The sequence below is a fragment of the Halomonas salinarum genome (assembly GCF_012062845.1).
Taxonomy (GTDB): Bacteria; Pseudomonadota; Gammaproteobacteria; order Pseudomonadales; family Halomonadaceae; genus Onishia; species Onishia salinarum.
Genome location: NZ_WWNB01000013.1, coordinates 1 through 22,349, shown reverse-complemented (window position 1 = coordinate 22,349; position 22,349 = coordinate 1). Strand labels below are relative to the sequence as shown.

The 22,349-nt window shown below is 60.9% G+C and carries 21 protein-coding genes, 1 tRNA gene and 1 pseudogene; 15 read left to right on the top strand and 8 right to left on the bottom strand.

Translation table 11 applies throughout. The annotated features are described in order from the left end of the window. Positions 1-279: 279 nt before the first annotated feature. From HF027_RS10350 to HF027_RS10330, 5 genes are all read right to left on the bottom strand, one after another. Positions 280-822, bottom strand: coding sequence for a porin family protein (locus HF027_RS10350; RefSeq protein WP_168015447.1), 543 nt, complete (start codon positions 820-822; stop codon positions 280-282). Positions 823-1,424: 602 nt separating this feature from the next. Continuing rightward, the gene (locus HF027_RS10345) at positions 1,425-2,729 is read right to left on the bottom strand and encodes a TRAP transporter large permease (RefSeq protein ID WP_168015445.1); all 1,305 of its coding nucleotides are present in this window, start codon (positions 2,727-2,729) and stop codon (positions 1,425-1,427) included. Next, on the bottom strand, positions 2,730-3,290 hold the full coding sequence (locus HF027_RS10340; protein ID WP_168015443.1) for a TRAP transporter small permease: 561 nt from the start codon (positions 3,288-3,290) through the stop codon (positions 2,730-2,732). Then, positions 3,287-4,315, bottom strand: coding sequence for a TRAP transporter substrate-binding protein (locus HF027_RS10335; RefSeq protein WP_168015441.1), 1,029 nt, complete (start codon positions 4,313-4,315; stop codon positions 3,287-3,289). The genes HF027_RS10340 and HF027_RS10335 overlap by 4 nt, the downstream gene beginning before the upstream one ends. Before the next feature lie 305 nt (positions 4,316-4,620). Further along, positions 4,621-4,794, bottom strand: a complete 174-nt coding sequence (locus HF027_RS10330) for a hypothetical protein (RefSeq protein ID WP_168015439.1) — start codon at positions 4,792-4,794, stop codon at positions 4,621-4,623. A 174-nt stretch (positions 4,795-4,968) separates the two neighbouring features. On the opposite strand from HF027_RS10330, the gene HF027_RS10325 reads away from it, so the two are divergent. From HF027_RS10325 to HF027_RS10310, 4 genes are all read left to right on the top strand, one after another. Then, on the top strand, positions 4,969-6,126 hold the full coding sequence (locus tag HF027_RS10325) for a putative sulfate/molybdate transporter (protein ID WP_168015438.1): 1,158 nt from the start codon (positions 4,969-4,971) through the stop codon (positions 6,124-6,126). A gap of 81 nt (positions 6,127-6,207) precedes the next feature. Then, a complete protein-coding gene (locus HF027_RS10320) occupies positions 6,208-6,657 on the top strand; it encodes a hypothetical protein (RefSeq protein WP_209316438.1) in 450 nt (149 codons plus the stop codon). A gap of 571 nt (positions 6,658-7,228) precedes the next feature. Further along, positions 7,229-7,411 (top strand): hypothetical protein, encoded by a 183-nt coding sequence (locus HF027_RS10315; protein ID WP_168015434.1) that lies wholly within the window; start codon positions 7,229-7,231, stop codon positions 7,409-7,411. Beyond that, positions 7,408-8,355 carry a hypothetical protein gene (locus HF027_RS10310; RefSeq protein ID WP_168015432.1) on the top strand — a complete coding sequence of 316 codons (948 nt, stop codon included), beginning with the start codon at positions 7,408-7,410 and terminating at the stop codon, positions 8,353-8,355. The genes HF027_RS10315 and HF027_RS10310 overlap by 4 nt, the downstream gene beginning before the upstream one ends. 680 nt (positions 8,356-9,035) lie before the next feature. Here the strand turns inward: HF027_RS10310 and HF027_RS10305 are convergent. Continuing rightward, positions 9,036-9,112: transfer RNA gene (locus HF027_RS10305), tRNA-Pro, on the bottom strand. Between the two features lie 104 nt (positions 9,113-9,216). Next, positions 9,217-10,191 (bottom strand): octaprenyl diphosphate synthase, encoded by a 975-nt coding sequence (gene ispB, locus HF027_RS10300; protein WP_168015430.1) that lies wholly within the window; start codon positions 10,189-10,191, stop codon positions 9,217-9,219. 265 nt (positions 10,192-10,456) lie between these two features. Here ispB and rplU point away from each other — a divergent pair, with 265 nt between their 5' ends. From rplU to ispH, 11 genes are all read left to right on the top strand, one after another. Continuing rightward, the gene (rplU, locus tag HF027_RS10295) at positions 10,457-10,768 is read left to right on the top strand and encodes a 50S ribosomal protein L21 (protein ID WP_092527040.1); all 312 of its coding nucleotides are present in this window, start codon (positions 10,457-10,459) and stop codon (positions 10,766-10,768) included. A 34-nt stretch (positions 10,769-10,802) separates the two neighbouring features. Next, positions 10,803-11,060 (top strand): 50S ribosomal protein L27, encoded by a 258-nt coding sequence (gene rpmA / locus HF027_RS10290; protein ID WP_168015428.1) that lies wholly within the window; start codon positions 10,803-10,805, stop codon positions 11,058-11,060. An 87-nt stretch (positions 11,061-11,147) separates the two neighbouring features. Then, the gene (cgtA, locus tag HF027_RS10285; protein WP_168015426.1) at positions 11,148-12,338 is read left to right on the top strand and encodes an Obg family GTPase CgtA; all 1,191 of its coding nucleotides are present in this window, start codon (positions 11,148-11,150) and stop codon (positions 12,336-12,338) included. 60 nt (positions 12,339-12,398) lie between these two features. Beyond that, positions 12,399-13,538: a glutamate 5-kinase gene (proB, locus tag HF027_RS10280; RefSeq protein ID WP_168015424.1), complete on the top strand. Its 1,140-nt coding sequence runs from the start codon at positions 12,399-12,401 to the stop codon at positions 13,536-13,538. A gap of 273 nt (positions 13,539-13,811) precedes the next feature. Beyond that, the gene (gene rpsT / locus HF027_RS10275) at positions 13,812-14,078 is read left to right on the top strand and encodes a 30S ribosomal protein S20 (RefSeq protein ID WP_168015422.1); all 267 of its coding nucleotides are present in this window, start codon (positions 13,812-13,814) and stop codon (positions 14,076-14,078) included. Positions 14,079-14,297: 219 nt separating this feature from the next. Beyond that, entirely contained in the window at positions 14,298-15,884 is a 1,587-nt protein-coding gene (murJ, locus tag HF027_RS10270) for a murein biosynthesis integral membrane protein MurJ (protein ID WP_280730179.1), read from the top strand. 157 nt (positions 15,885-16,041) lie between these two features. After that, a complete protein-coding gene (ribF, locus tag HF027_RS10265) occupies positions 16,042-17,169 on the top strand; it encodes a bifunctional riboflavin kinase/FAD synthetase (RefSeq protein ID WP_168015418.1) in 1,128 nt (375 codons plus the stop codon). A gap of 10 nt (positions 17,170-17,179) precedes the next feature. Then, positions 17,180-20,014, top strand: a complete 2,835-nt coding sequence (gene ileS, locus HF027_RS10260; RefSeq protein WP_209316437.1) for an isoleucine--tRNA ligase — start codon at positions 17,180-17,182, stop codon at positions 20,012-20,014. A 70-nt stretch (positions 20,015-20,084) separates the two neighbouring features. Continuing rightward, complete coding sequence (gene lspA / locus HF027_RS10255) at positions 20,085-20,570, top strand: signal peptidase II (protein WP_245184665.1); 486 nt, start codon at positions 20,085-20,087, stop codon at positions 20,568-20,570. 13 nt (positions 20,571-20,583) lie between these two features. Further along, positions 20,584-21,030 (top strand): FKBP-type peptidyl-prolyl cis-trans isomerase, encoded by a 447-nt coding sequence (gene fkpB / locus HF027_RS10250; protein WP_136255867.1) that lies wholly within the window; start codon positions 20,584-20,586, stop codon positions 21,028-21,030. Between the two features lie 72 nt (positions 21,031-21,102). Continuing rightward, positions 21,103-22,056, top strand: coding sequence for a 4-hydroxy-3-methylbut-2-enyl diphosphate reductase (gene ispH / locus HF027_RS10245; protein WP_168015413.1), 954 nt, complete (start codon positions 21,103-21,105; stop codon positions 22,054-22,056). Between the two features lie 76 nt (positions 22,057-22,132). On the opposite strand, the pseudogene HF027_RS15495 reads toward ispH, so the two are convergent. Further along, a pseudogene (locus tag HF027_RS15495) lies at positions 22,133-22,349 on the bottom strand (IS4 family transposase); the annotation flags it as partial.

The window sequence follows — 22,349 nt, the reverse complement described above, 5'->3', positions numbered from 1 at the left end:
GCTTCTACCACGGCCCCGGCTTTGAATTCGTTTTCAGTAACCCTATATCTCGGCGTGGCTCACCCCCTGCAATGGCTCAAGGTACATGTCTGTCATTTGCAATATAAGACCTAGTGCAGTTGTGACGTTGTTGGTGTAGTGACGAACTCCAACATATCCGCCAGGTGTCTCGGGCGGAGACATGCCCGATATAGCACAGAACCGGAGAAACTAAGGTCGAGATGGAGAGGGTGTGAATATTACCCCAGCAAAGCTATCAGCCTCGCTGGGGCAAGGGAGTCAGATACTGAAGTTCAGGCCAGCGCTGATGGCGCTAATCTGGTAGTCCGACTTGTCGAGGTAGGACATGTATTCAAGCGTTGCAGATACCCTTGGTGTGAAACTGAGCTCACCACCGATGCCATATGAAAATCCTGAGTCATCACCACTCACAGACCCGGCCGCATTAGACGCAGTTGCTTCGCCTGATGTGAAACCTGCTAATGCATAGGCGGAAACGGTTTCAGAGATCGGTAGATGCCCGACACCGTAAACACCTAAGAGGGAATCGATTTCAACATTCACATTTGTATTGCTGCCGTAGTAGCTGGCTTCATCTTCTGAGATGCCAAAGCCCGCACGCCCCTCAATGGCGAAATTGTCGGTGACGAAATGCCCCAAGCGGCCAACTGCTGCTGAAGGCTCGGCTTCTACTCCATTGTCGTCCTCATAGCTAGTTTGGGCATATTGAAGTCCGAGATATGAATCGCCTATCTTCTGATCAGCCAGTGCAGGCATCGAGAAAAGGCTTGCTGCTGCGATTGTGACGATTTTAGTTCGCATTTTGCTGCCCCAATGTGTTGTTGAATTACTTTCATTATTTAGTAGTTAGGACTAAATAAGAGAGTCGATCCCAGAAATGCACTAAGCATTATAAAGGGGCTGAAAACCTATTATAAGTCAATCGCTTACACAAGGATTGACTTCGTCGCCCACCCTTTCAGGTGACCAACCTGCATGCACGCAGCGTCGTGCAAGTGACTCATGTCGATGGATTGAAAGGGAACGAGAGCCGCCGCACACGATGGCTAATGCAGCATTGGGTGGCCTTGGCCAATAGGCTGGATCTGCGTGCAGGCCTGGAAGGAGACGATAAGGCGCATGAGGTGAGCGCGGGGCTCTCCTGGTATTTTTGACGAGCCAGCTCATCTAGCGCGTCGCGCTTCTTCTTGGCGATCAGCATGGAGTTTGGGCATTTATTGAACTGCCCTGATTTTTTCCGGCGGGAGCTCGCCGCTTGAGGAGGGTGTTGCGTGAGATGACAACGGCCCAAGTCCCATGCGATTCAGGACCTGAGCCATTGTCGCCGGCCAAGAAAGCCATCGCCCCCAAAAGGGGGCGACGATCATGTGCCGGTTTGCCGGCGAGGGCGGGCGGGTCGGTTGTTAGCCAGACAGCACCGTGGGTAGCCATAGCGCAATGCTCGGCCATACGCTAATGATCAATGCCGCCACACACATCAGGACGAAGAAGGGCGCGGCGGCAAGGGCCACACGACCGATGCTCTCGCCGGTCAGGCTCTGCAGCACGAAGAGGTTGAAGCCCACCGGCGGGGTGATTTGCCCAAGCTCCACCATGATCACCAGGAAGACACCGAACCACAGCGGGTCGTAGCCAGCCTGGATGATAATCGGCAGGGTGATGGGCAGGCTCATCACGGTGATCGAGATGCCATCCAGGAATAGTCCCAGCAGTATGTAGAACACGGCCAGGGCCAGCAGCAGGGCGATCGGCGAGAAGGACTGCTCGGCAATCCAGCCCGCCAGTTCGCGAGGCAGGTGCAGGTAGCCCATGGCGGTAGACAGCAGTGCCGCGGCCACCAGCAGGCTGCACACCATTACCGCGCTGATCAGCGCTCCGCGCAAGGCGTCGATGAACAGCGTAAACGTGAGCTGACGCTCCCACAGCAGCAGTGCCAGAGTGGCCGCGCAACCCACGGCGGCCGCCTCGGAAGGCGTGGCGATGCCGGTATAGATGGAGCCGAGGACGATTACGATCAGCCCCAGTACCGGGGCGAGGTCGCGCAGCGCCTGGAAGATACTGCTGCCGGTATCGGCGGCCTTGGGTGCCAGGCTCGGATTCGCCATGCAGCGCAGCGTCACATAACCGACATACAGGGCGGCGATTAGCAGGCCTGGCAGCACGCCGGCCATGAATAACTTGCTGATCGAGACTTCGGCCTGCACGCCATAGACGATCATCACGATCGATGGCGGGATCAGAAGCCCCAGGCTACCGGCACCGGCCAGCGAGCCGATCGACAGGTTGCGGTCGTAATGCCGTTCTTCCAGCTCGCGGGTGGTGATCTTGCCGATGGTGGCGGTGGTGGCGGCGCTGGAGCCACTGACGGCGGCAAACAGCGTACAGCCCAGAACGTTGGTGTGCAGGATGCCACCGGGCATGTGTCGAGTGAGTGGGGTCAGGCCGCGGAAAAGCCGTTCGGAGATGTTGGAGCGGAAGATCAGCTCGCCCATCAGGATGAACAGCGGTATCGCCGAGAGCTCCCAGCTGTTGGCGGCGCGGAACATGATCTTGGAGAGGATCAGGCCGATGCGCTGGGGATCGAAGTCGCCAAGCCCCCAAAGCGATAGCATGGCCGCGATCACCAGACCGGCGAATACCCAGCTGCCCAACGCGAGCACGGCGAGCAGCAGGCCGATGACACCGGCCCCGACTAATAGGGTTTCCATTCAGTCTTCTCCGCTGTCGAAGGTTTTGCGCCGCACCAGGATGCGAAGTGTCCGCGTGATCAGTACCAGACACAGCAGGTAGAGGCCGATCAGCACCGTGCCCTGCGGGATCCACAGCGGTGTCTCGGCCAGGGTTTCGCTGGTGATGCCGCGCTGGAAGCTGCGTTCTACGGCGATGGTCCAGTAGCGGGCTATCCAGCCGAAGGCCAGTAGCGCCGAGATGCTGGCGAACAGTTCCAACGGCCAGCGCCATGCCTGGGGCAGTCGGTTTAAGACCAGCTCCACACGGATCAATCCCCCTTTCTCCAGGGCGTAGGGAATGCCGAGGAAGGTCATCGCCGCCACGGCGTAGCCGATGTATTCATCGAGGATGAAGGTGGAGCGGCCGAACAGGCGTAGCCCGATTTCGAGCAGGATATGGCCAAGCATGTAGATCACGAGCAGCATGGCCAGACCAGCACCCAGCGCCGCAAGGGCGCTGGTCAGCCGGCCGAGAAGATCGACCAGAAGGGTGGCGACGCTGGGGAAAGCAGCGCCGTCACGACGATGCTGTGAGCTCATTGGTCACTCTCTTGGTGGAACTCCTCGAGAATGCGAGTGGCGCGCTCGCCTGTGCTCTCGACCCAGTCGTTGATCACCGGTTGCGCGGCCTCCTCGAGGTGTTGCTGGAATTCGGCCGGCACCGGGTCGTGGATCGTGACACCGTTCTCTTCGAGCTGGACGTAGTTCTGTGCGACGCGCTCTTTCACGACTTCCCAGTTATGGGCGTCGGTTTCTTCAGCGGCCTGCAGAACGGCCTGCTGCTCTTCCTCGCTGAGTGCCTCAAAGGCATCGCGGTTCATGTGCACCATGTTGAGTGGCATCGCGTACTGGATGGCATTGAAGTCGCTCAGGTGCTCCCAGAAGTTACCGTTGGCACCAGCCTCGGCAGAGGTGAGGACCGCCTCGATACCGCCGGTGGCGAGCTGGGGCACCACGTCGGCCCAGGAGAGCTTCACCGGAGAGGCGCCGGCATTCATCAGCGTGGCGGTGCCATTGCGGTCATAGCTGCGGATCTTGAGGCCTTCCAGTGCCTCCATGCTGGTAACGGGTTCCTCAGACCAGATACCGCTGGCCGGCCAGGGGGAGGCGTAGAGCAGGATCTGGTCATTGGCCTCGAATACCTTGGCGTACTCAGGACGGGCGATCTCATAGAGGCGGTGGGCCGATTCGGCGTCGTCGGCCAAGAAGGGCAGTGACGAGAGCAGGAAGATGGGATCGATGCCGCCGAGGCTGCCGGAGAGGGTGTCAGCAATCTGCACGGCGTTGTCGGCTACGGCATAGAAGTGATCCCCGGAACGGAATCCCAGAGCGGCGCCAGTGTGCAGGGTGATGTCGACGTCGCCATCGGTCAGCGTTTCAACCCGGTCTATGAACCAGGCATCGCCCTGGGCATGGATCGAGTTGGCGTTGTATTCGTTGGAAAAGTCCATGCCGGCTGAGTAGGCCGGCAGCGATGCTGCGGCGAGGCCGAGCGTCAGCAGGGATAGCGTCGCGGTGCGCAGCGACGACGACAAGGCATTAGGGCGTGATAGGTAAGTCGGCATCGATAAATCCCTTGTGGTTGTAATCATCTGTTTTGTCAGAGTCCAGCATAGTGCCCTTGAGAACGGGTGCAACAACGACCAGAGGAGTCCTGTTTGCGGCAAAGCGGGCGATTTCAACGCCTAGGTGACGACGAGTGCTCAAGGTAAAGGTCTGATGTGCACGGATCGTTGCGCTGCAAGCGAGCTTTTCAGACCTTGGCCTCAAATTCTGAGTGCAACACCCGACCATGTCGGGAAGGTGTCGTTTCCATATCTTATTCTGAACCTTGCGTCGCAGAACGCGCGACGCTCCAGGTAAGTGTGGCTCAAGGCATGAGCATCAGAAAGGTCGCCCAACTGTTATCAGGCGAGAGCTTGATACTGCCCGCCTCGTTACAGAGCTGACGGGTCTGCAGGTCGTTGTTATGGATCATCGGTGCCTGGTTTGGGGAGGAGGTCGTGTTGTTGGCGTAGGCGTAGTTAACGCCGACGGCGACCATGTCGGTTTCGACATCATCCTCGTTTCCGTAAAGCCTATATTATTACATATTGAAGTGAGCATTCGGTGTCAACGGGTAGGGTACGCACACCTTAAGCGTGGTCAGCCGGTCCGAACGCTGCAGATCCGGATGTTCTGACTTTCTTGCAGGTAAGAACATGTGGTGAGCATTGGAATGAGGGGCGAGAGGTTTGTTTTCACCCTGCGTGAGGTGAACGGGGCGCTAGGCGACATTGGCACGCTCTTGCCGATGATGCTGGGTACGATCGCCCTGGTCGGGTTGGCTCCGGCCCCGGTCTTGCTGGGGTTTGCCGTCTTTTATATCGCTTCAGCGGTCTATTACCGCCTCCCGGTGCCGGTGCAGCCGATGAAGGCGGTAGCGGCCGCTCTGCTTACCGCAGGGATCTCTCCCGGTGGACTTGCGGCTAGCGGCGTCATTATCGGCGTGACCCTTCTGATTCTCGGCTGGACGGGCGGGATCAACCGAATAGCGCGCCTCGTACCGCAGTCGGTACTTGCCGGCCTCCAGCTTGGGCTCGGGCTGGCCCTTGCTCACATGAGCCTGGATCTGATGGCATCGGCGCCCTTGATTGCCATGGTGACGCTGGCGTTGCTTTCTGGCCTGCTGGTATCACCGCGCTATCCCGCCACCCTGGTCGCGTTGGTAGCGGCGACCCTACTGGCCCAGGCACTTGACGTGCCAGGACTGGATTTCGGAACACTTCCAACGGGGCTGGTTGCCTTACCCGCCTGGCCTTCGCTTGCCGAGATTGAACGCGCAATGTCGGTTTTCGTGCTGCCACAACTCTCGCTAACCTTCACCAACGCCATTCTGCTCACCGCCCTGCTCGCGGGTGATTATTTCGGCGACCGGGCTGCCCATGTAACGCCGGTAAGGCTCTCGATCAGTAGCGGTCTTGCGAATCTGTTCCTGACCCCCTTGGGGGCGTTGCCGATGTGTCATGGTGCGGGTGGCCTGGCGGCACATTATCGCTTTGGCGCTCGAAGCGGCGGCGCTCCCCTCCTGATCGGCGTGGCGTTGATCGCATTCGCGCTGTTACCGGGTGGGTTTGGCCTTACCGTTCTCGCGGCCATACCAGGGGCGGGGCTGGGGGCTCTTCTGTTTGTAACGGCGGGACAGCTGGCGTTCACCAGGCGTCTCATTGACTGCAGACCATCGTGCTGGCCAGTGATTGCCGTAACGGCAGGTTTTACCGCTGTCATCGATCCGTTCTGGGGTCTGCTAGCAGGCGGATGCGCCGAGGTCATTCGCAAGCGTCTTGTGAGATGGCGATATGGCAGGGACGAGGCGAGGGCGGATCGGGATTCTTAACCCCTACGAGCACCGTTCTCGATTGCATCCCCTCTTGAGGAAGCGCTGCCAACCAAGGCGCTGGAAGACCTGATGCGCCCGATGAGCCGCACGTCGCGTGCCGACCTAGTGGCGGCCATCGACGACTGCTTTGAACATGCGGAGAGTGCCCACGCAGGGCGCAAACAGGCCACTGCGTTGCTGAGCAAAGTGATGTCTCAGAACGAGGCGCTGGGCAGCTTCAGTGAGGCCCTGGAGTGGATAGCGTCACGATGCCCACTTGAGGCGTGTGACATGTCCTACCTGGCCAAGTACATGATGCTGATGACTCAGCCGGCCATGGCCTCGGTGGCCGAGCGCTATGTGGTCACCTGGATGGCAGCAGTCGAGGCCGAGCCGTCGCTGCACTGCAAGGCTAATGCCGGTCGGCGAGCCGCTAATGTAATTCTGAGAGGTACTACACCATTTACTCCAAGGCCCGCCCGTCGAAGGCCGCCCAGGACGCGTACCTGCGGCTACGGGAGGGCAGCAATGATGATTCTTCCCGGCTAGAAAAGGGCATTGAACTGGAGACGCTGCCGGCCATCGACTTGGACAGCCTGCCGGAGCTTGACCTAGCGCCGCCCGCTATCGACCTGTCATACGACAACGGAGAGGAGGACGAACGATGAGCAGGAATCCCAGGCGGTTCGCTAAGTCCACCCGGCTGATAGTGAGCGTCGAGGCCGGCCGGTTGATGAGCCAAGGGCAGCACCATGGCCACCGCAGCCGCCGAGTGTGTCCGACAGGCCAGCAGCTCCTGCTCCGGCCTGCCCAGTGGGGCGCGTCATGAATAGGTATGGCCACTGTCTTGGAGCTTGCCCACCTACTGAGCCAGAGGGCTAGACTGAGCTTGAGGGGGAGTAACTGAAAGTGAATATATAGTGCTATTTCCTTCTGTAAGGCACAAAATGTTGTGCTTGGCGAAGTAGAGGTGTGGACAAGGTTGATGCTTACCTCTTTCTTACGAAGTCAAGAAAACCACTGATCTTTGTCTTCTGGGGTTCGCAGGTGCAGTTGTTTTGCTAGAATGATGATTCGTCGTTAGTGAATAAGCTGTTAACAACCTGTGGAGGTTGTAGCTATGACAACCAGTTTTCAAGCGTTTATGGACGCTAAGAAAAGCGGCCACCTTCGCAGTATGAAGGTTTCTGGCTATGGAGCTGCTTCAGTAGATTCTGAAAAACTGATAAAATCAGAAAAAGTTGGTGATAACATAAAAGTGCTGAAGAAGTCTTTTAGGAAAGACCGTATGAGAGTCAAATGACAGGAATTAAATTCCTGCCGGTTCTGGTTATATTGGTGTCCGGCTATATAACATGTAAGTCCACTCCTTCTCTTAAAAGGTCTGCTATAAAGTCAAATGGCCAGCAACTCACGCTTAATAGCGCGATTGCTGGCCTAATAATATTTATGCCAGTTTATCTTTTTTGCTTTTGGTGGGTTTACGATCCTGCCTTGGTGCAAAGCAATGACCCAGCGTTGGTCCAAGATAAAAAAGAAAGCGCAGAAAGCCTTGTGAGTTTAACTTCGGCAGCCATAACCTTTGTTGTAGCTATCTCTATTTTTGTCTTCAATAAAGCCTTGCTTGCATACAATGAATTTATGATGAGCGACTCCCCTGTTAAGTCCAGGGTTGCTAAGGTGTCTCAAAATAAATTGCAAGGATGTCTTTATCAGACGGCTTATTTGGTTGTGCAGAAGCTACACTGGTATAGCTACTTATATACGGTTTACTCTGCTAGACAAATGATCAAAGATGATCATATTGAGGAGCTTTTTCTAAATAGTATGCTCCAGGTGCAGAGTGGTTTATGCATGTTTGTCATGGAAAGTCAAAAAGTTGTGATTGGCAATGTCGCAGCCATGCCCGATCCTGCATCAGCTAAGACGGAAAGCTACGTAAGAGTTCTCCCTTATTTTACTGGACACCTTTGTGATGATCATCTCCAGTTACATATAACCACAGACTATACTCATCACATTGATGCTCAGAGGAATGGGGAGGCGCATCAGAATTACAGCTTTGATGTGGTGTTGCCGAGCAGTCGAATAACTTACGTCAGGGAGTTTGATCGAGATTTTTTTAAGGAGAGTTTTATTAATAAATCCTGCCCATGTGGTCATAAAGTTTACAACACCAGGTCGGGTGATAGAGCTGAGTCAAGTGTGCGCTTGAGAGGATTTCGAGCTAAATGCAGAGTCTCTTGAATTAGTCATTTTTCGAAGATTTCGGCAACTTCCCATATATTTTCCTGCTAGGTTATTTTCCTTAAAGCCTGATTCGCTGATGGTGCTGTATGCCGCAACTGCATAAGTGACGTATGGCAGAATGCTACGAAATCTCCAGCGTAAGTTGGCAAATGATCGTTGATATCGTTCCATTACTTTTTCAGGCAATGGGACATCCGCTCCTCGATGGCAGCTAGGTGCTGAGCAGGATTATTTTGGATTTTGTGCTCCGGAGCCAAGTAGTGCGATCTCCCGAGGCGGTATGGTCATGTGGAGGGCGGTTTATGGACGCATTCGGCAATGGTGAGACGATGCATCTTTCGGGGTGGTGCTGGATCGACCTCCCTCAAACTGAGTGAGGATGGGCTGATGGATCTGGATATCTTAGTTAGCGCGCACCCGATGCTAGTAGGGAGGGGTTCTTCAGCCGCAGGCAACTGCACCCCGGGCGGCATCGCCGCGTGATGGCTAGCTCAGTTTTTCGGGCATGCACAGGGCGTCTCGCCATATTGGGTAGTGGCCCTGGAGGAATGGTTTCGGCAAGCGAGAGCCAGTATGTTCGGTTCCGTCGCCTGTCACCTATATGTCACCTAGAGGTGAGCCAAACGAAAAACGGCCAACGCTCCGAGGAGCTAAGTGGCCGTTTTTACTGAATTCTTTGGTCGGAGTAGCAGGATTCGAACCTACGACCTCTGCCTCCCGAAGGCAGCGCTCTACCAAGCTGAGCTATACTCCGATGCGCTGGGCTTGCGACCCAACGGAGACGCATTATACGGATCCATTGGTGGGATGCAAGCCCTCCCTGTGATTGGCTTTTTTCCAGCTATCGTCCGTTTAGGCTCAGGTCTGCCTGTCGACCGCCAGGTGAGTCAGTTCGGCCATGGTGTCTCGGTAAACGCTGGGCGACAGGGCGTCCAGTTCGGCTAGGGCCTTGTCTGCCATGGCAACGGCACGCTCACGGGTGTACTCGAGTGCGCCGGTGTCGTGCACGATGGCCAGTACCTCATCGAGATGATCAAGGCCGCCCTTGCGGATGGCCCGGCGAATCAGCTTGGTCTGCTCGGGAGAGCCCTTGGCCATGGCCTGTATCAGCGGCAGGGTGGGCTTGCCCTCGGCCAGGTCGTCACCGACATTCTTGCCCATTGCCTTGGCGTCGCCCTGGTAGTCGAGCAGGTCATCGACCAGCTGAAAGGCAAGGCCCAGGTAGCGGCCGAAGCGCTGCAGCGCGGCTTCCTGCTCGGCGGTTGCGCCGGCGAGAATCGCGCCACTGTGGCTGGCGGCCTCGAAGAGCATGGCGGTCTTGCCCTGGATGGTCTCGAAGTAGGCGGCTTCGTCGATATCGGGGTTGCCGATATTGGTCAGCTGCAGCACTTCGCCCTCGGCGATGGTGCAGGTGGCCGCTGAGAGTACTTCCATGACCCGCATCGAGCCGACGTCGACCATCATCTGGAACGAGCGGGAATAGAGGAAGTCGCCGACCAGCACCGAGGGGGCATTGCCCCAGGCATCGTTGGCAGTTTTCTTGCCGCGGCGCAGATGAGATTCATCGACCACATCGTCATGCAGCAGCGTCGAGGTATGCATGAACTCGATCAGCGTCGCCAGGGTGATATGGCGGTCGCCGTCGTAGTCGAGCGCGCGAGCGGCCAGCAGCACCAGCAGCGGGCGCAACCGCTTGCCGCCACTTTCGATGATGTAGTTGCCGATGGCTTCGACGAGCGGGACCCGGGAGGTCAGCTGGGCCAGGATGGTGCGGTTGACGGCGGCGAAGTCCTCGGCCACCGCCGCATGAATAGGCGACGCTGTAGGCTGCATGGGCTAGCTGCTTGTATATAGGTGGGAGTCGGCCTTCGTGGGCACTGCCGGCTTGAATGATGGCGCTTATGCTATGGGGCGCCTGTAAGGGCGTCAAGCGAGGCGCGGCGCGAGATAGGGGGCTTGACTTGCTTGGCGCGTGCCGGGCGATTATAATCCCGCCCCCCGACTCATCATGCTCCCTGTCAGATGGTTGCCAAAAGGGGCGCCACTCGCCGCAGGCCGATGAAGAGCTCAACCCGATGAGTGTTTGGAGACATACGCTATGTACGCAGTTATCAAGAGCGGTGGCAAGCAGTACCGCGTTCAGGAAGGCCAGACCCTGAAGCTCGAGAAGCTGGAAGTGGCCACCGGCGAAAGCCTGCAGTTTGACGAAGTGCTGATGGTCGCCGATGGCGATGACGTCAAGGTTGGCGCTCCGCTGGTCGAGGGTGCCAAAGTGGCGGCAGAAGTCGTTTCTCATGGCCGTGGCGATAAGGTGTCGATTATCAAGTTCCGTCGCCGTAAGCACTCCATGAAGCGTCAGGGCCACCGTCAGTGGTTCACTGAAGTCAAGATCACCGGTATCTCTGCCTAAGCGCAGCGGTCCCCCTTAACAGGAGGTTTTCGTAATGGCACATAAGAAGGCGGCGGGCTCTACCCGCAACGGTCGCGATTCCGAATCCAAGCGTCTTGGTGTGAAACTGTTCGGCGGCCAGGCTGCTGAACCGGGTAACATCATCGTGCGTCAGCGTGGCACCAAGTTCCACGCCGGCACCGGCGTAGGTATCGGCAAGGATCACACCCTCTTCGCTCTGGACGAAGGTGTGGTCAAGTTCGAGACCAAGGGCCCGAAGAACCGCAAGTTCGTGACTGTCGTCTCTGCCTGAGACGCCGCGAACCTGCAGTAAAAAAGGCCCCGCCCCGGCGGGGCCTTTTCGTATCATGACGGTAATATCCCGTCAGGAGAGTGACAGATGCAGTTCCTCGACGAAGCCTCGATCATCGTTGAAGCCGGCAACGGCGGCAACGGCTGCCTGAGCTTCCGGCGCGAGAAGTACGTGCCCAAGGGTGGCCCGGATGGCGGCGATGGCGGTCATGGTGGTTGTGTCTACCTGATCGGTGACGATTCCCTCAATACCCTGATCGACTTCAAGTACCAGCGCTTCTACAAGTCCGAGAACGGTCGGCCCGGACAGGGGCGGCAGATGAGTGGCCGCGCCGGCGAGGACCTGCACGTCAAGGTGCCGGTAGGCACGACGGTGATCGACGAGGATACCCTCGAGGTGATCGCCGACGTCACCGAGATCGGTCAGGTAGTGCTGGTGGCTCAGGGTGGTCGACGCGGGCTGGGTAACATCCATTTCAAGTCGTCGACCAACCGGGCGCCGCGCCGCACCACGCCGGGCACCGATGGCGAGCGTCGCAATCTGCGCCTGGAAATGAAGGTGATGGCGGATGTAGGTCTGCTGGGCATGCCCAACGCCGGCAAGTCGACGCTGATCCGCGCGGTGTCGGCGGCCAAACCCAAGGTCGCCAACTACCCGTTCACGACCCTGGTGCCGAATCTCGGGGTCGTGAAGCTCGGCCAGCATCAGCATTTCGTGATGGCCGATGTGCCGGGGCTGATCGAGGGCGCCTCCGACGGGGCGGGTCTGGGGCTGCGCTTCCTCAAGCATTTGACGCGCACTCGGCTGCTTTTGCATGTGGTCGATGTGGCACCGTTCGACGAGACCGACCCGGTCGAGTCCGCCGAGGCGATCGTGCATGAGCTCGAGACCTTCTCCCAGGCGCTCTCCGAACGGCCGCGCTGGCTGGTGCTCAACAAGTTCGACCTGCTGCCCGAAGACGAGCGCGAGACCGTGGCCAATGCCATCGTCGAGCGTCTTGGCTGGCAGGGGCCGGTGTTCCGTGTCTCGGCCATCTCAAGCGATGGCTGTGACCCGCTGGTGCAAGCGGTGTATCGCTGGCTGACCGAACAGCGTCGCCTCGAGAATGAAGACGAGGCCGTTGCCGAACACGAGCGCGAGATGCGCGAGCGCATGGAGCGCGAGTCAGTCGCGCGCACCGAGGCGCGACTGGGCCGCAAGCGCAAGACCTTCGGCGACGACGATGATGATGATTTCGACGACGATGATTACGATGTCGAGGTCGAATACGCGCCCTGATGTGTCGATGTCAGGTTGGGCGATGACGGATCTGGCGATGGTTTACCGGGAGTGCAGGAGATGACGGGCAGTGAGCAGGCGCCGGGGCGTGAAGCCCTGGCAGGTGCGCGGCGGGTGGTCGTGAAGATCGGCAGTGCCCTCTTGACCAACGACGGTCGCGGCCTCGATGAGCCGGCGATTGGCGGCTGGGTCGATCAGGTCGCCGAGTTGCATCGCCGCGGCATTGAAGTGGTGCTGGTATCGTCAGGCGCCGTGGCCGCTGGCATGGTGCGTCTGGGCTGGCAATCGCGGCCCAGTGCCGTGCATGCCCTGCAGGCCGCCGCGGCGGTGGGCCAGAACGTGTTGACCGAATGCTACGAGAGCCACTTCGCTCGCCATGACGTGCTGACGGCGCAGATCCTGCTCACCCATGATGACCTGTCCAACCGCAAGCGCTACCTGAATGCCCGTTCGGCACTGCGCACTCTGGTGCAGTTGAGGGTGGTGCCGGTGGTCAATGAAAACGACACCGTGGTCACCGACGAGATCCGCTTTGGCGATAACGATACCCTGGGGGCGCTGGTCGCTAACCTGCTGGAGGCCGATGCGCTGATCATCCTTACCGATCAGGAAGGGCTCTTCGATGCCGATCCACGCCATAACCCGCAGGCAAGCCTGATTCCCGAGGCTCGTGCCGATGATGCGCGCCTGGCGGCGATGGCCGGTGGCGGTGGTGTGCTCGGTCGGGGCGGCATGACCACCAAGGTGCGGGCGGCGCGTCTGGCGGCCCGCTCCGGTGCGGTGACGGCCATTGCCAGTGGCCGTCAGCCAGACGTGCTGACGCGCCTGATCGACGGCGAGCGATTGGGCACCCTGCTGCGTCCGGAGCAGGCGCCGATCGCTGCCCGCAAGCGCTGGCTGGCGGGGCAGCTGCAGGTGCGTGGCCGACTGACCCTGGATGCGGGGGCCGTCACGGTACTCCGTGAACGCGGCTCGAGCTTGTTGCCGGTTGGCGTCAAGGCGCTGACCGGTGATTTCGTGCGCGGCGACATGGTGGAGTGCGTCGATGAGCATGGCGTGCGCATCGCCAAGGGCTTGATCAACTATGGCGCCGAGGATGCCGTGCGTATTCTCGGCAAGCCAAGCAACCAGATCGAAGGGCTGCTCGGCTATATGGAAGCGCCTGAGTTGATCCACCGCGATAATCTGGTGGTGATTTGAGGCGCTCGGCTAGAGGCGACCGGCTAGAGGCGCTCGGCTAGAGGCGCCCGGCCAGGGGCTCGCCCCATAGGTACTCGCTAGGGGGCTAGGCCCAGAGGCGGCGGGGGTTGTAGCAAGGCCGAGGATGGCATGCTAGACTATGCCATCCTCTCAGACACGGCCCGTTGACTTTTACGGCCAAACCGGCTGGGGATCTTGTGATTTTCCCAGCAGGGTCAAACATTTACATAGCGTTGCCGGCAAATCCGGTAATGATTCTCCAAGGAGATAACGGTGGCAAACTCTAAGCAAGCTCGTAAGCGCGCTCTTCAGTCAGAAGCGCGTCGCGTACACAAGGCCAGTCAGCGTTCCATGGTGCGTACCTACGTCAAGCGCGTCATCAAGGCGATCCAAAGCGGCGATCACAGCCAGGCAATGGCAGAGTTCAAGTCCGCTCAGCCGGTCATCGACCGCATTGCTGACAAGGACGCGCTGTCCAAGAAAAAGGCCGCTCGCATCAAGAGCCGCCTGAACAAGCGAATTAAGGCGCTGGCTGCGTAAGCCGGACGCTGACCTAGGGGCATGGCCGGCGCGCAATGCGCGTAAGGCATCTTGCCCTCAGGGAAAAACCGGCTTCGGCCGGTTTTTTTATGGCTGACGCTTTTGTGAATGGCCGTTTCATGGCCCAGCTTCTTACCGCCAAGCATCGAAGCCAGTAGGCAGCCCAGGCGAACATGGCGTTCACCGGGTAGATGCTCGAACACAGAAAGGCGATCACGCGTGTCTCAGCAAGATTCCTCGAGATCCTCGACGGCTGGCAAGGCCGTCGCTCGCGCCGGCCTGTTGCGCTCGGGGCTGGTGGTCAGTGTCATGACCATGCTGTCGAGAGTGCTGGGGCTAGCGCGCGATGTGGTCATCGCCGCCCTGTTGGGTGCTGGCAGTGGCGCCGATGCCTTCTTCGTCGCCTTCAAGATTCCCAACTTCCTGCGCCGGCTGTTCGCCGAGGGTGCCTTCAATCAGGCCTTCGTGCCGGTGTTGTCCGAGTACGCTACCCGACGTACGCGCGAGGAGGTGCGCGAGCTGCTCGATGCGGTGGCCGGCAGCCTGACGGTGGTGCTGGCGCTGATCACGGCACTTGCGATGCTCGCCGCGCCTTGGCTGGTATGGGTGTTTGCGCCGGGGTTTGGTCGCGACCCGGCCAAGCTGGCGCTGACCGCCGACATGCTGCAGTTGACCTTTCCGTATCTGCTGCTGATCTCGCTGACGGCCTTTTCCGGCAGTGTGCTCAACACCTGGAACCGCTTCGCGGTGCCGGCCTTTACACCGGTACTGCTGAATCTGTCGTTGATCGGCGCGGCGCTGCTGCTGACGCCACTGATGGAAGCCCCGGCCATGGCGCTGGCCTGGGGTGTGTTGATTGCCGGTGTCGCCCAGCTTATCTTTCAGGTGCCGTTCCTGGTGCGGCTGGGGCTCATGCCCAAGCCTTGGCCCTCTTTCGCCCATGAGGGGGTGCGGCGGGTGCTGCGCCTGATGGCCCCGGCATTGTTCGGGGTGTCGGTTTCCCAGATCAACCTGCTGCTGGATACCGTGCTGGCCTCCTTGCTGGCGGCCGGTAGTGTGTCCTGGCTCTATTACTCCGACCGTTTGGTCGAGTTGCCGCTTGGTGTCTTCGGTATCGCCATCGGGACGGTGATTTTGCCGGCGCTTTCCAAACGCCACGCCGAGCAGTCCAGGGAACACTTTGCCAAGATGCTCGACTGGGCGCTGCGCGCTGTGTTGCTCCTGGGCATGCCGGCGGCGCTGGCCCTTGGCGTGCTCGCCGAACCGCTACTGATAACGCTGTTTCACTATGGCGCCATGACCGACCATGACATCGCCATGGCGGCCATGAGCCTGCGGGCCTATGCCCTGGGCCTGGTGGCCTTCATGCTGATCAAGGTGCTGGCGCCGGGCTTCTTCGCGCGACAGGACACCAAGACACCGGTCAAGATCGGCATCATCGCCATGGTCGCCAACATGGCCTTCAATCTGCTGCTGATCTGGCCACTGGCGCATGCCGGTTTGGCGCTTGCCACGGCACTTTCGGCCTTCCTCAATGCCGGGCTACTGGCCCGGGGGCTGCGCCGCGAGGGCGTGCTGGTGTTCCAGCCCGGCTGGGGGCGCTATGCGCTGCAGCTGGGCGGTGGCTGTGCGGTGATGGGGCTTGGCCTTTATCTACTGGCGCCCAATTGGCAGGTCTGGCTGGGCTGGGGGCTATGGCCACGTGTTGCTACCCTTGGCGCACTGGTTGTCGGCGGGGCGCTTGCCTATTTCGCCTGGCTGGCGGCGCTAGGTGTCCGGCTTCGACACTTTCGTTTGAACGGCTAGCGTTTGAATGGCTAGCGCTTGAACGAAGGATGGTAAGGCGGCCGTATTTGCATGACGAGCAGTCGACCGGTTGGCGACCGGGTGTCCGCCGCGATGGATAGGCGGCAGACGGCCTGGCCGTTATAATCGAACCTTTTACTTGGCGCGCGAGATACGCATGCGAGTGATTCGAGGACTACATAACCTGCCGCAGGCATCCCAGGGCTGCGTGGCCACCATCGGCAATTTCGATGGGGTTCACCGCGGCCATCAGACGATTCTCGATCAGTTACGCGAGCGCGCCGCCGAGCTGGGGCTGCCGGTCACGGTGGTTGTGTTCGAGCCGCAGCCGCGCGAGTTTTTCGCCGGCGAACAGGCCCCGCCGCGGCTTACCCGGCTGCGCGACAAGGCCCGGTTGCTCGCTGATTACGGTGTCGACCAGGTGCTGTGCCTGCCGTTCAATGATGCGCTGCGCAGTCTGACGGCGCGGCAGTTCATCGACCGCACACTCGTTGCTGGCCTGGGGGTGCGCCACCTGGTGGTGGGGGATGACTTCCGCTTTGGCCGCGAGCGCGATGGTGACTTCACGTTATTGGCCAAGGTGGGGGAAGAGTGCGGCTTCGGTGTCGAGAATACCCGCACCTTCCTGCTCGATGGTGAGCGTGTTTCCAGCACCCACATACGCACCCTGCTGGAGAGCGGCAACTTCGCGCAGGCGGCCCGCATGCTGGGGCGGCCTTATCGGCTAGCCGGTCGCGTGATCGTCGACCAGCAACTGGGTCGCACCATCGGTGTTCCCACCGCCAACGTGCCGCTGCTGCCACAGCCATTGGCGCTGCGCGGTGTCTATGCGGTCGTCACGGAGCTGTCGGATGGCCGCTGCCTGCCCGGGGTGGCCAATATCGGCTGGCGCCCCACGGTGGGGAGCACTCGACCGGTGCTTGAAGTGCATCTGTTCGATGTGAACGAGGATCTCTATGGCCAGCGGCTGCGGGTCTATCCTTGCGCCCGGCTGCGTGGTGAGATCAAGTTCAACGGGCTTGAGCCCCTGAAGGAGCAGATCAGGATCGACCAGGCTCAGGCGCGGCGTTTCTTTGCCGGCCACCTCGCCAATGACGGCGCGAGCACCCAGCAAGGCGGGGCGCGGCAGGACGCCGCCGGTCCCGCGGATGACACGGCATCTTCAAGCGCACCTGCTACGGCACTTTCTACTGCACTTCCTCTGGCATCGGCGCCGCTGGCGCGCGAAGCCGCGACTTCTGACTCCTCGGTGGGCCCGGCCCCTACCGACCAAGATGACGGCTGACCCCAAGGCTATGAGCGATTACAAGCACACACTGAATCTGCCCGAGACCGACTTCCCGATGCGCGGGATGCTGCCCAAGCGAGAGCCCGCCCGGGTGGCTCGCTGGCAGGAAATGGATCTCTACCAGCGCCTGCGCGAGGCGCGCCGCGGCCGCGAGAGCTTCGTGCTTCACGATGGCCCTCCGTACGCCAACGGCAGCATTCACATCGGCCACGCCGTCAACAAGATCCTCAAGGACATCATCGTCAAGTCGAAGAGCCTGGCGGGTTTCGATGCCCCCTATGTGCCCGGCTGGGACTGTCATGGCCTGCCCATCGAGCACAAGGTCGAGACCACCCACGGCAAGCGCCTGGAACCGCAGCGGGCCCGTGAGCTGTGCCGCGAGTACGCCGGCGAGCAGATCCAGGGCCAGCTTGAGGACTTCGTGCGCCTGGGCGTGATCGGCGACTGGGACAAGCCCTACCGGACCATGGACTTCGTCAACGAGGCCGGCGAGATCCGCGCCCTGGCCGAGATGGTCAAGGGCGGCTACGTCTTCAAGGGCCTGAAGCCGGTCAACTGGTGCTTCGATTGTGGCTCGGCGCTGGCCGAGGCCGAGGTGGAGTACGCCGACAAGAAGTCCGAGGCCATCGATGTGGCCTTCCCCAGCGGCGATGACGCCAAGCTGGCCGCGGCCTTCGGCCTCGACGAGCTTGCCAAGCCCGCCGCGGTGGTGATCTGGACCACCACGCCCTGGACCATTCCTGCCAACCAGGCACTCAACGTCCACCCGGAGTTCAACTACGCCCTGGTCGACGTCGGCGAGCGCCTGCTGTTGCTGGCCGAGGACCTGGTCGAGAGCTGCCTCGCGCGCTTCGGCCTCGAGGGCGAGGTGGTCGCCACTACCCGCGGCGAGGCCCTCGACCTGGTCGAGTTCCGTCATCCGCTCTACGCGCGTGCCTCGACGGTCCACCTGGCCGACTACGTCACCTGTGACGAGGGCAGCACCGGCATCGTGCACTCCTCGCCGACCCACGGCGTGGATGACTTCAACACCTGCCGTGCCTATGGCCTGGAATTCGACGACTTCATCAGTCCGGTGCAGGGCGATGGCGTCTATGTCGACGACCTGCCGCTGTTCGGCGGCATGATGATCTGGAAGGCCAACCCCAAGATCGTCGCGGCCCTGGATGAAGCCGGCGCGCTGATGGCGCACAAGCGGATCAGCCACAGCTACATGCACTGCTGGCGCCACAAGACGCCGATCATCTACCGCGCCACGGCGCAGTGGTTCGTCGGCATGGACGTCACCGCCCGCGACGGCCGCACCCTGCGCGAGGCGGCGCTCGACGGTATCGAGCAGACAACGTTCGTGCCGGCCTGGGGCAAGGCGCGCCTGCACTCGATGATCGCCAACCGCCCGGACTGGTGCATCTCCCGCCAGCGCAACTGGGGCGTGCCGATCCCGTTCTTCCTGCACAAGCAGAGCGGTGAGCTGCACCCGCGCACCGTAGAACTGATGGAAGACGTCGCCCAGCTTGTCGAGGCGAAGGGCATCGATGCCTGGTTCAACCTCGACCCCGCCGAGCTGCTCGGCGACGAGGCGGCCGATTACGAGAAGGTCTCCGACACCCTGGACGTCTGGTTCGATTCCGGCACCACCCACTGGCACGTGCTGCGTGACTCCCACCAGCTGGGGCACAGCGAAGGCCCGCGGGCGGATCTGTACCTCGAGGGCTCGGATCAGCACCGCGGCTGGTTCCACTCCTCGCTGCTGACCGGCTGCGCCATCGACGGCCACCCGCCGTACCGTGGCCTGCTGACGCATGGCTTCACCGTCGATGCCCAGGGCCGCAAGATGTCCAAGTCGATGGGCAATGTGGTCGCGCCCCAGGAGGTCATGGACAAGCTGGGCGCCGATATCCTGCGCCTGTGGGTGGCCTCCACCGACTATTCTGGCGAGATGGCGGTCTCCGACGAGATCCTCAAGCGCACCGCCGACGTCTACCGCCGGATCCGCAACACCTCGCGCTTCCTGCTCGCCAACCTGAACGGCTTCGAGCCCGAGCGTGACGCCGTGGCCTTTGAGGACATGCTGGCGCTGGATCAGTGGGTCGTCGACCGCGCCGCCCAGCTTCAGGCGCGTATCGAGACCGCCTATGAGGAGTATCGCTTCCTCGATGTCTACCAGCAGGTGCACTCCTTCTGCTCGCTGGAGCTCGGCGGCTTCTACCTGGACGTGATCAAGGATCGCCAGTACACCACCCAGCGTGATTCGCTGGCCCGGCGCAGCGCCCAGACGGCGCTCTACCAGGTGGTCGAGGCGCTGTCGCGCTGGGTCGCGCCGATCCTCTCCTTCACTGCCGAGGAGATCTTCGAGAACATTCCCGGCAAGCGTGCCGACAGTGTGCTGCTCGAGACCTACTTCGAGGGGCTGGCGACGCTTCCCGAGGATGCCTCGCTTGGCCGCGAGTTCTGGTCAAGGGTGCTGGAGGTCAAACAGGCGGTCAACAAGTGCCTGGAAGACGCCCGTAACGCCAAGCAGATCAAGAATGGCCTGGCTGCCGAGGTGACCCTCTACGTCGATGAGGCCCTTGAGGCGACGCTTGCCAAGCTTGGCGACGAGCTGCGCTTCGTGCTCCTGACCAGCGACGTGCACCTGGCGCCGCTCGCCGAAGGCTCGGCTGGCGAAGCCACCGAGCTCGAGGGCCTCAAGGTCAGCGTGGCAGAAAGCGAGCACACCAAGTGCGAGCGCTGCTGGCACCACCGCCCGGATGTGGGCAGTCACTCCGAGCACTCGGACCTGTGCGGTCGTTGTATCACCAACCTGCCGGAAGGCCCCGGCGAGACGCGCCACTATGCCTGATGAGAAGCCATCTGCGCCTGAGGATAAGCCATCAGCCGCGACGACAGCCGATCAGCACAGCGCGCCGCCAATGAGGCGGCCGCTGCGCTGGCTGTGGCTGTCGCTTGTGGTGATCGTCGCCGATCTCGGCAGCAAGATGCTGGCCACGGCGTGGCTTGCCTACGCCCGGCCGGTTGAGGTGCTGCCAGTCTTCAACCTGACGCTCTTGCATAATACCGGTGCCGCCTTCAGTTTCCTTGCTGGGCATGCCGGTTGGCAGCGGTGGTTGTTCGCGGCTATCGCCATAGGGGCCAGTGTTGGCCTCACGATCTGGATGCGTCGGCTGCGCGCGGGAGAGACGCTGTTGGCCGTATCGCTTTCGCTGATCATCGGCGGAGCCTTGGGCAATCTCTACGACCGGCTGGTGCATGGCTACGTGATCGACTTCCTGTCGTTCCACTGGGGCCAGGCCTACTTTCCGGCCTTCAACCTGGCCGATGTCGCCATTACCCTGGGGGCCATCGGCCTGATCATCGAATCCCTGTGCGACGCCCGCCGTGGGCGAGCCAGTTCCTGACGGAGCCAAGCAAATGAGCGACTATCGCATCGACGAGGGCATGGAAGTGACCCTGCACTTCACGCTCAAGCTCGAGGACGGCACAGAGGTGGACTCCACCCGCGACAAGGCGCCGGCGACCTTTCAGGTCGGCGACGGTAACCTGCCGCCGGGCTTCGAGGCGCCGTTGACCGGCCTCAGCGACGGCGACGCCGGCAGCTACGAGATCACCCCGGAGCATGCCTTCGGCCAGCACAACCCGCAGAACGTGCAGCTGATGAAGCGTGATGACTTCGAGGGCGAAGTGCCCGAGGTCGGCACGGTGATGTCATTTGCAGATGCCGCCGGCGGTGAGCTCCCCGGCGTGATCGCCGATATCGATGGTGAGCAGGTCAAGGTGGATTTCAACCACCCGCTGGCCGGACGAACGCTGACCTTCGAGGTCGAAGTGATCAAGGTCGCCCCCGCGACCACCCACTGAACGCTAGCCCGGGCGAGGCCCGGGTCGCTTCTTTTCGCAAGCGATGCCCGCGGGCATCAAGGCTAGGCAAGCATGCATATCCAGTTGGCCAACCCGCGCGGTTTCTGTGCCGGCGTCGACCGCGCCATCGAGATCGTCAATCGCGCCCTCGATGTCTTTGGCGCGCCCATCTACGTCCGCCACGAGGTGGTCCATAACCGCTTCGTGGTCGACACCCTGCGCGAGCGCGGTGCGATCTTCGTCGAGGAACTCCACGAAGTGCCCGATGACGTGATCGTGATCTTCTCTGCCCACGGCGTCTCCCGTGCGGTGCAGGAAGAAGCAGAGCAGCGCGGCCTGCGGATCTTTGACGCCACCTGCCCGTTGGTCACCAAGGTACACATGGAAGTGTTGCGCTACGCGCGCCACGGCCAGGAATGCATCCTGATCGGCCATCAGGGGCATCCCGAGGTGGAAGGCACCATGGGGCGCTACGATACAAGCTATGGCGGCGCCATCTACCTGGTCGAGGACGAAGACGATGTCGCGCGTCTCGAGGTGAAAGATCCCAGCCGACTGTCTTTCGTCACCCAGACCACGCTGTCGATGGATGACACCGCCCGGGTGATTGATGCGTTGCGCGCCAAGTTCCCCGAGATAGAAGGCCCGCGCAAGGACGATATCTGCTACGCCACCCAGAACCGTCAGGACGCCGTGCGTGAACTCGCCGCCGGCAGTCAGCTGGTGCTGGTGGTGGGCAGTCCCAACAGCTCCAACTCCAACCGCCTGCGCGAATTGTCAGAGCGGGTCGGTACACCGGCCTACCTGATCGATGACGCCGAGCAGATTAAGGCCGACTGGCTCGAAGGCGTCGATCAGATCGGTATCACCGCCGGCGCAAGCGCCCCCGAGGTGCTGGTCAATGGCGTGATCGAGCGGCTGCAGGCGCTGGGCGCCGAGGCACCGCAGGAACTCGTCGGCCGCGAGGAGACCATCACCTTCTCGATGCCCAAGGAACTGCGCGAGCAGGTCATCGTCAGCGAGTAGATCGGCGTTATCTCGCCTGACAAACCAGGCTGGCGTTGACCAACAGCAACCGGGCTCAGGCCCTAATGCCAGTCAGTTAACGCTGACTGGCATTTCTCTTGGTCGGGTACTTCTGGGGTCGGCGCCTGACTGATCGGGGGTAAGATCGCTCGCGTCGCTCAGGCAAGACGAAGGCAGGCGCCATCTCCAGCATCGACTGAATCACACCGGGCACACGCCCCGGCGAGACCCAGGGGAGGACCGTTAACTCCTTGATGATCCAGTGGGCGGCCTGGTGGAAGCTGAGTTGGTTC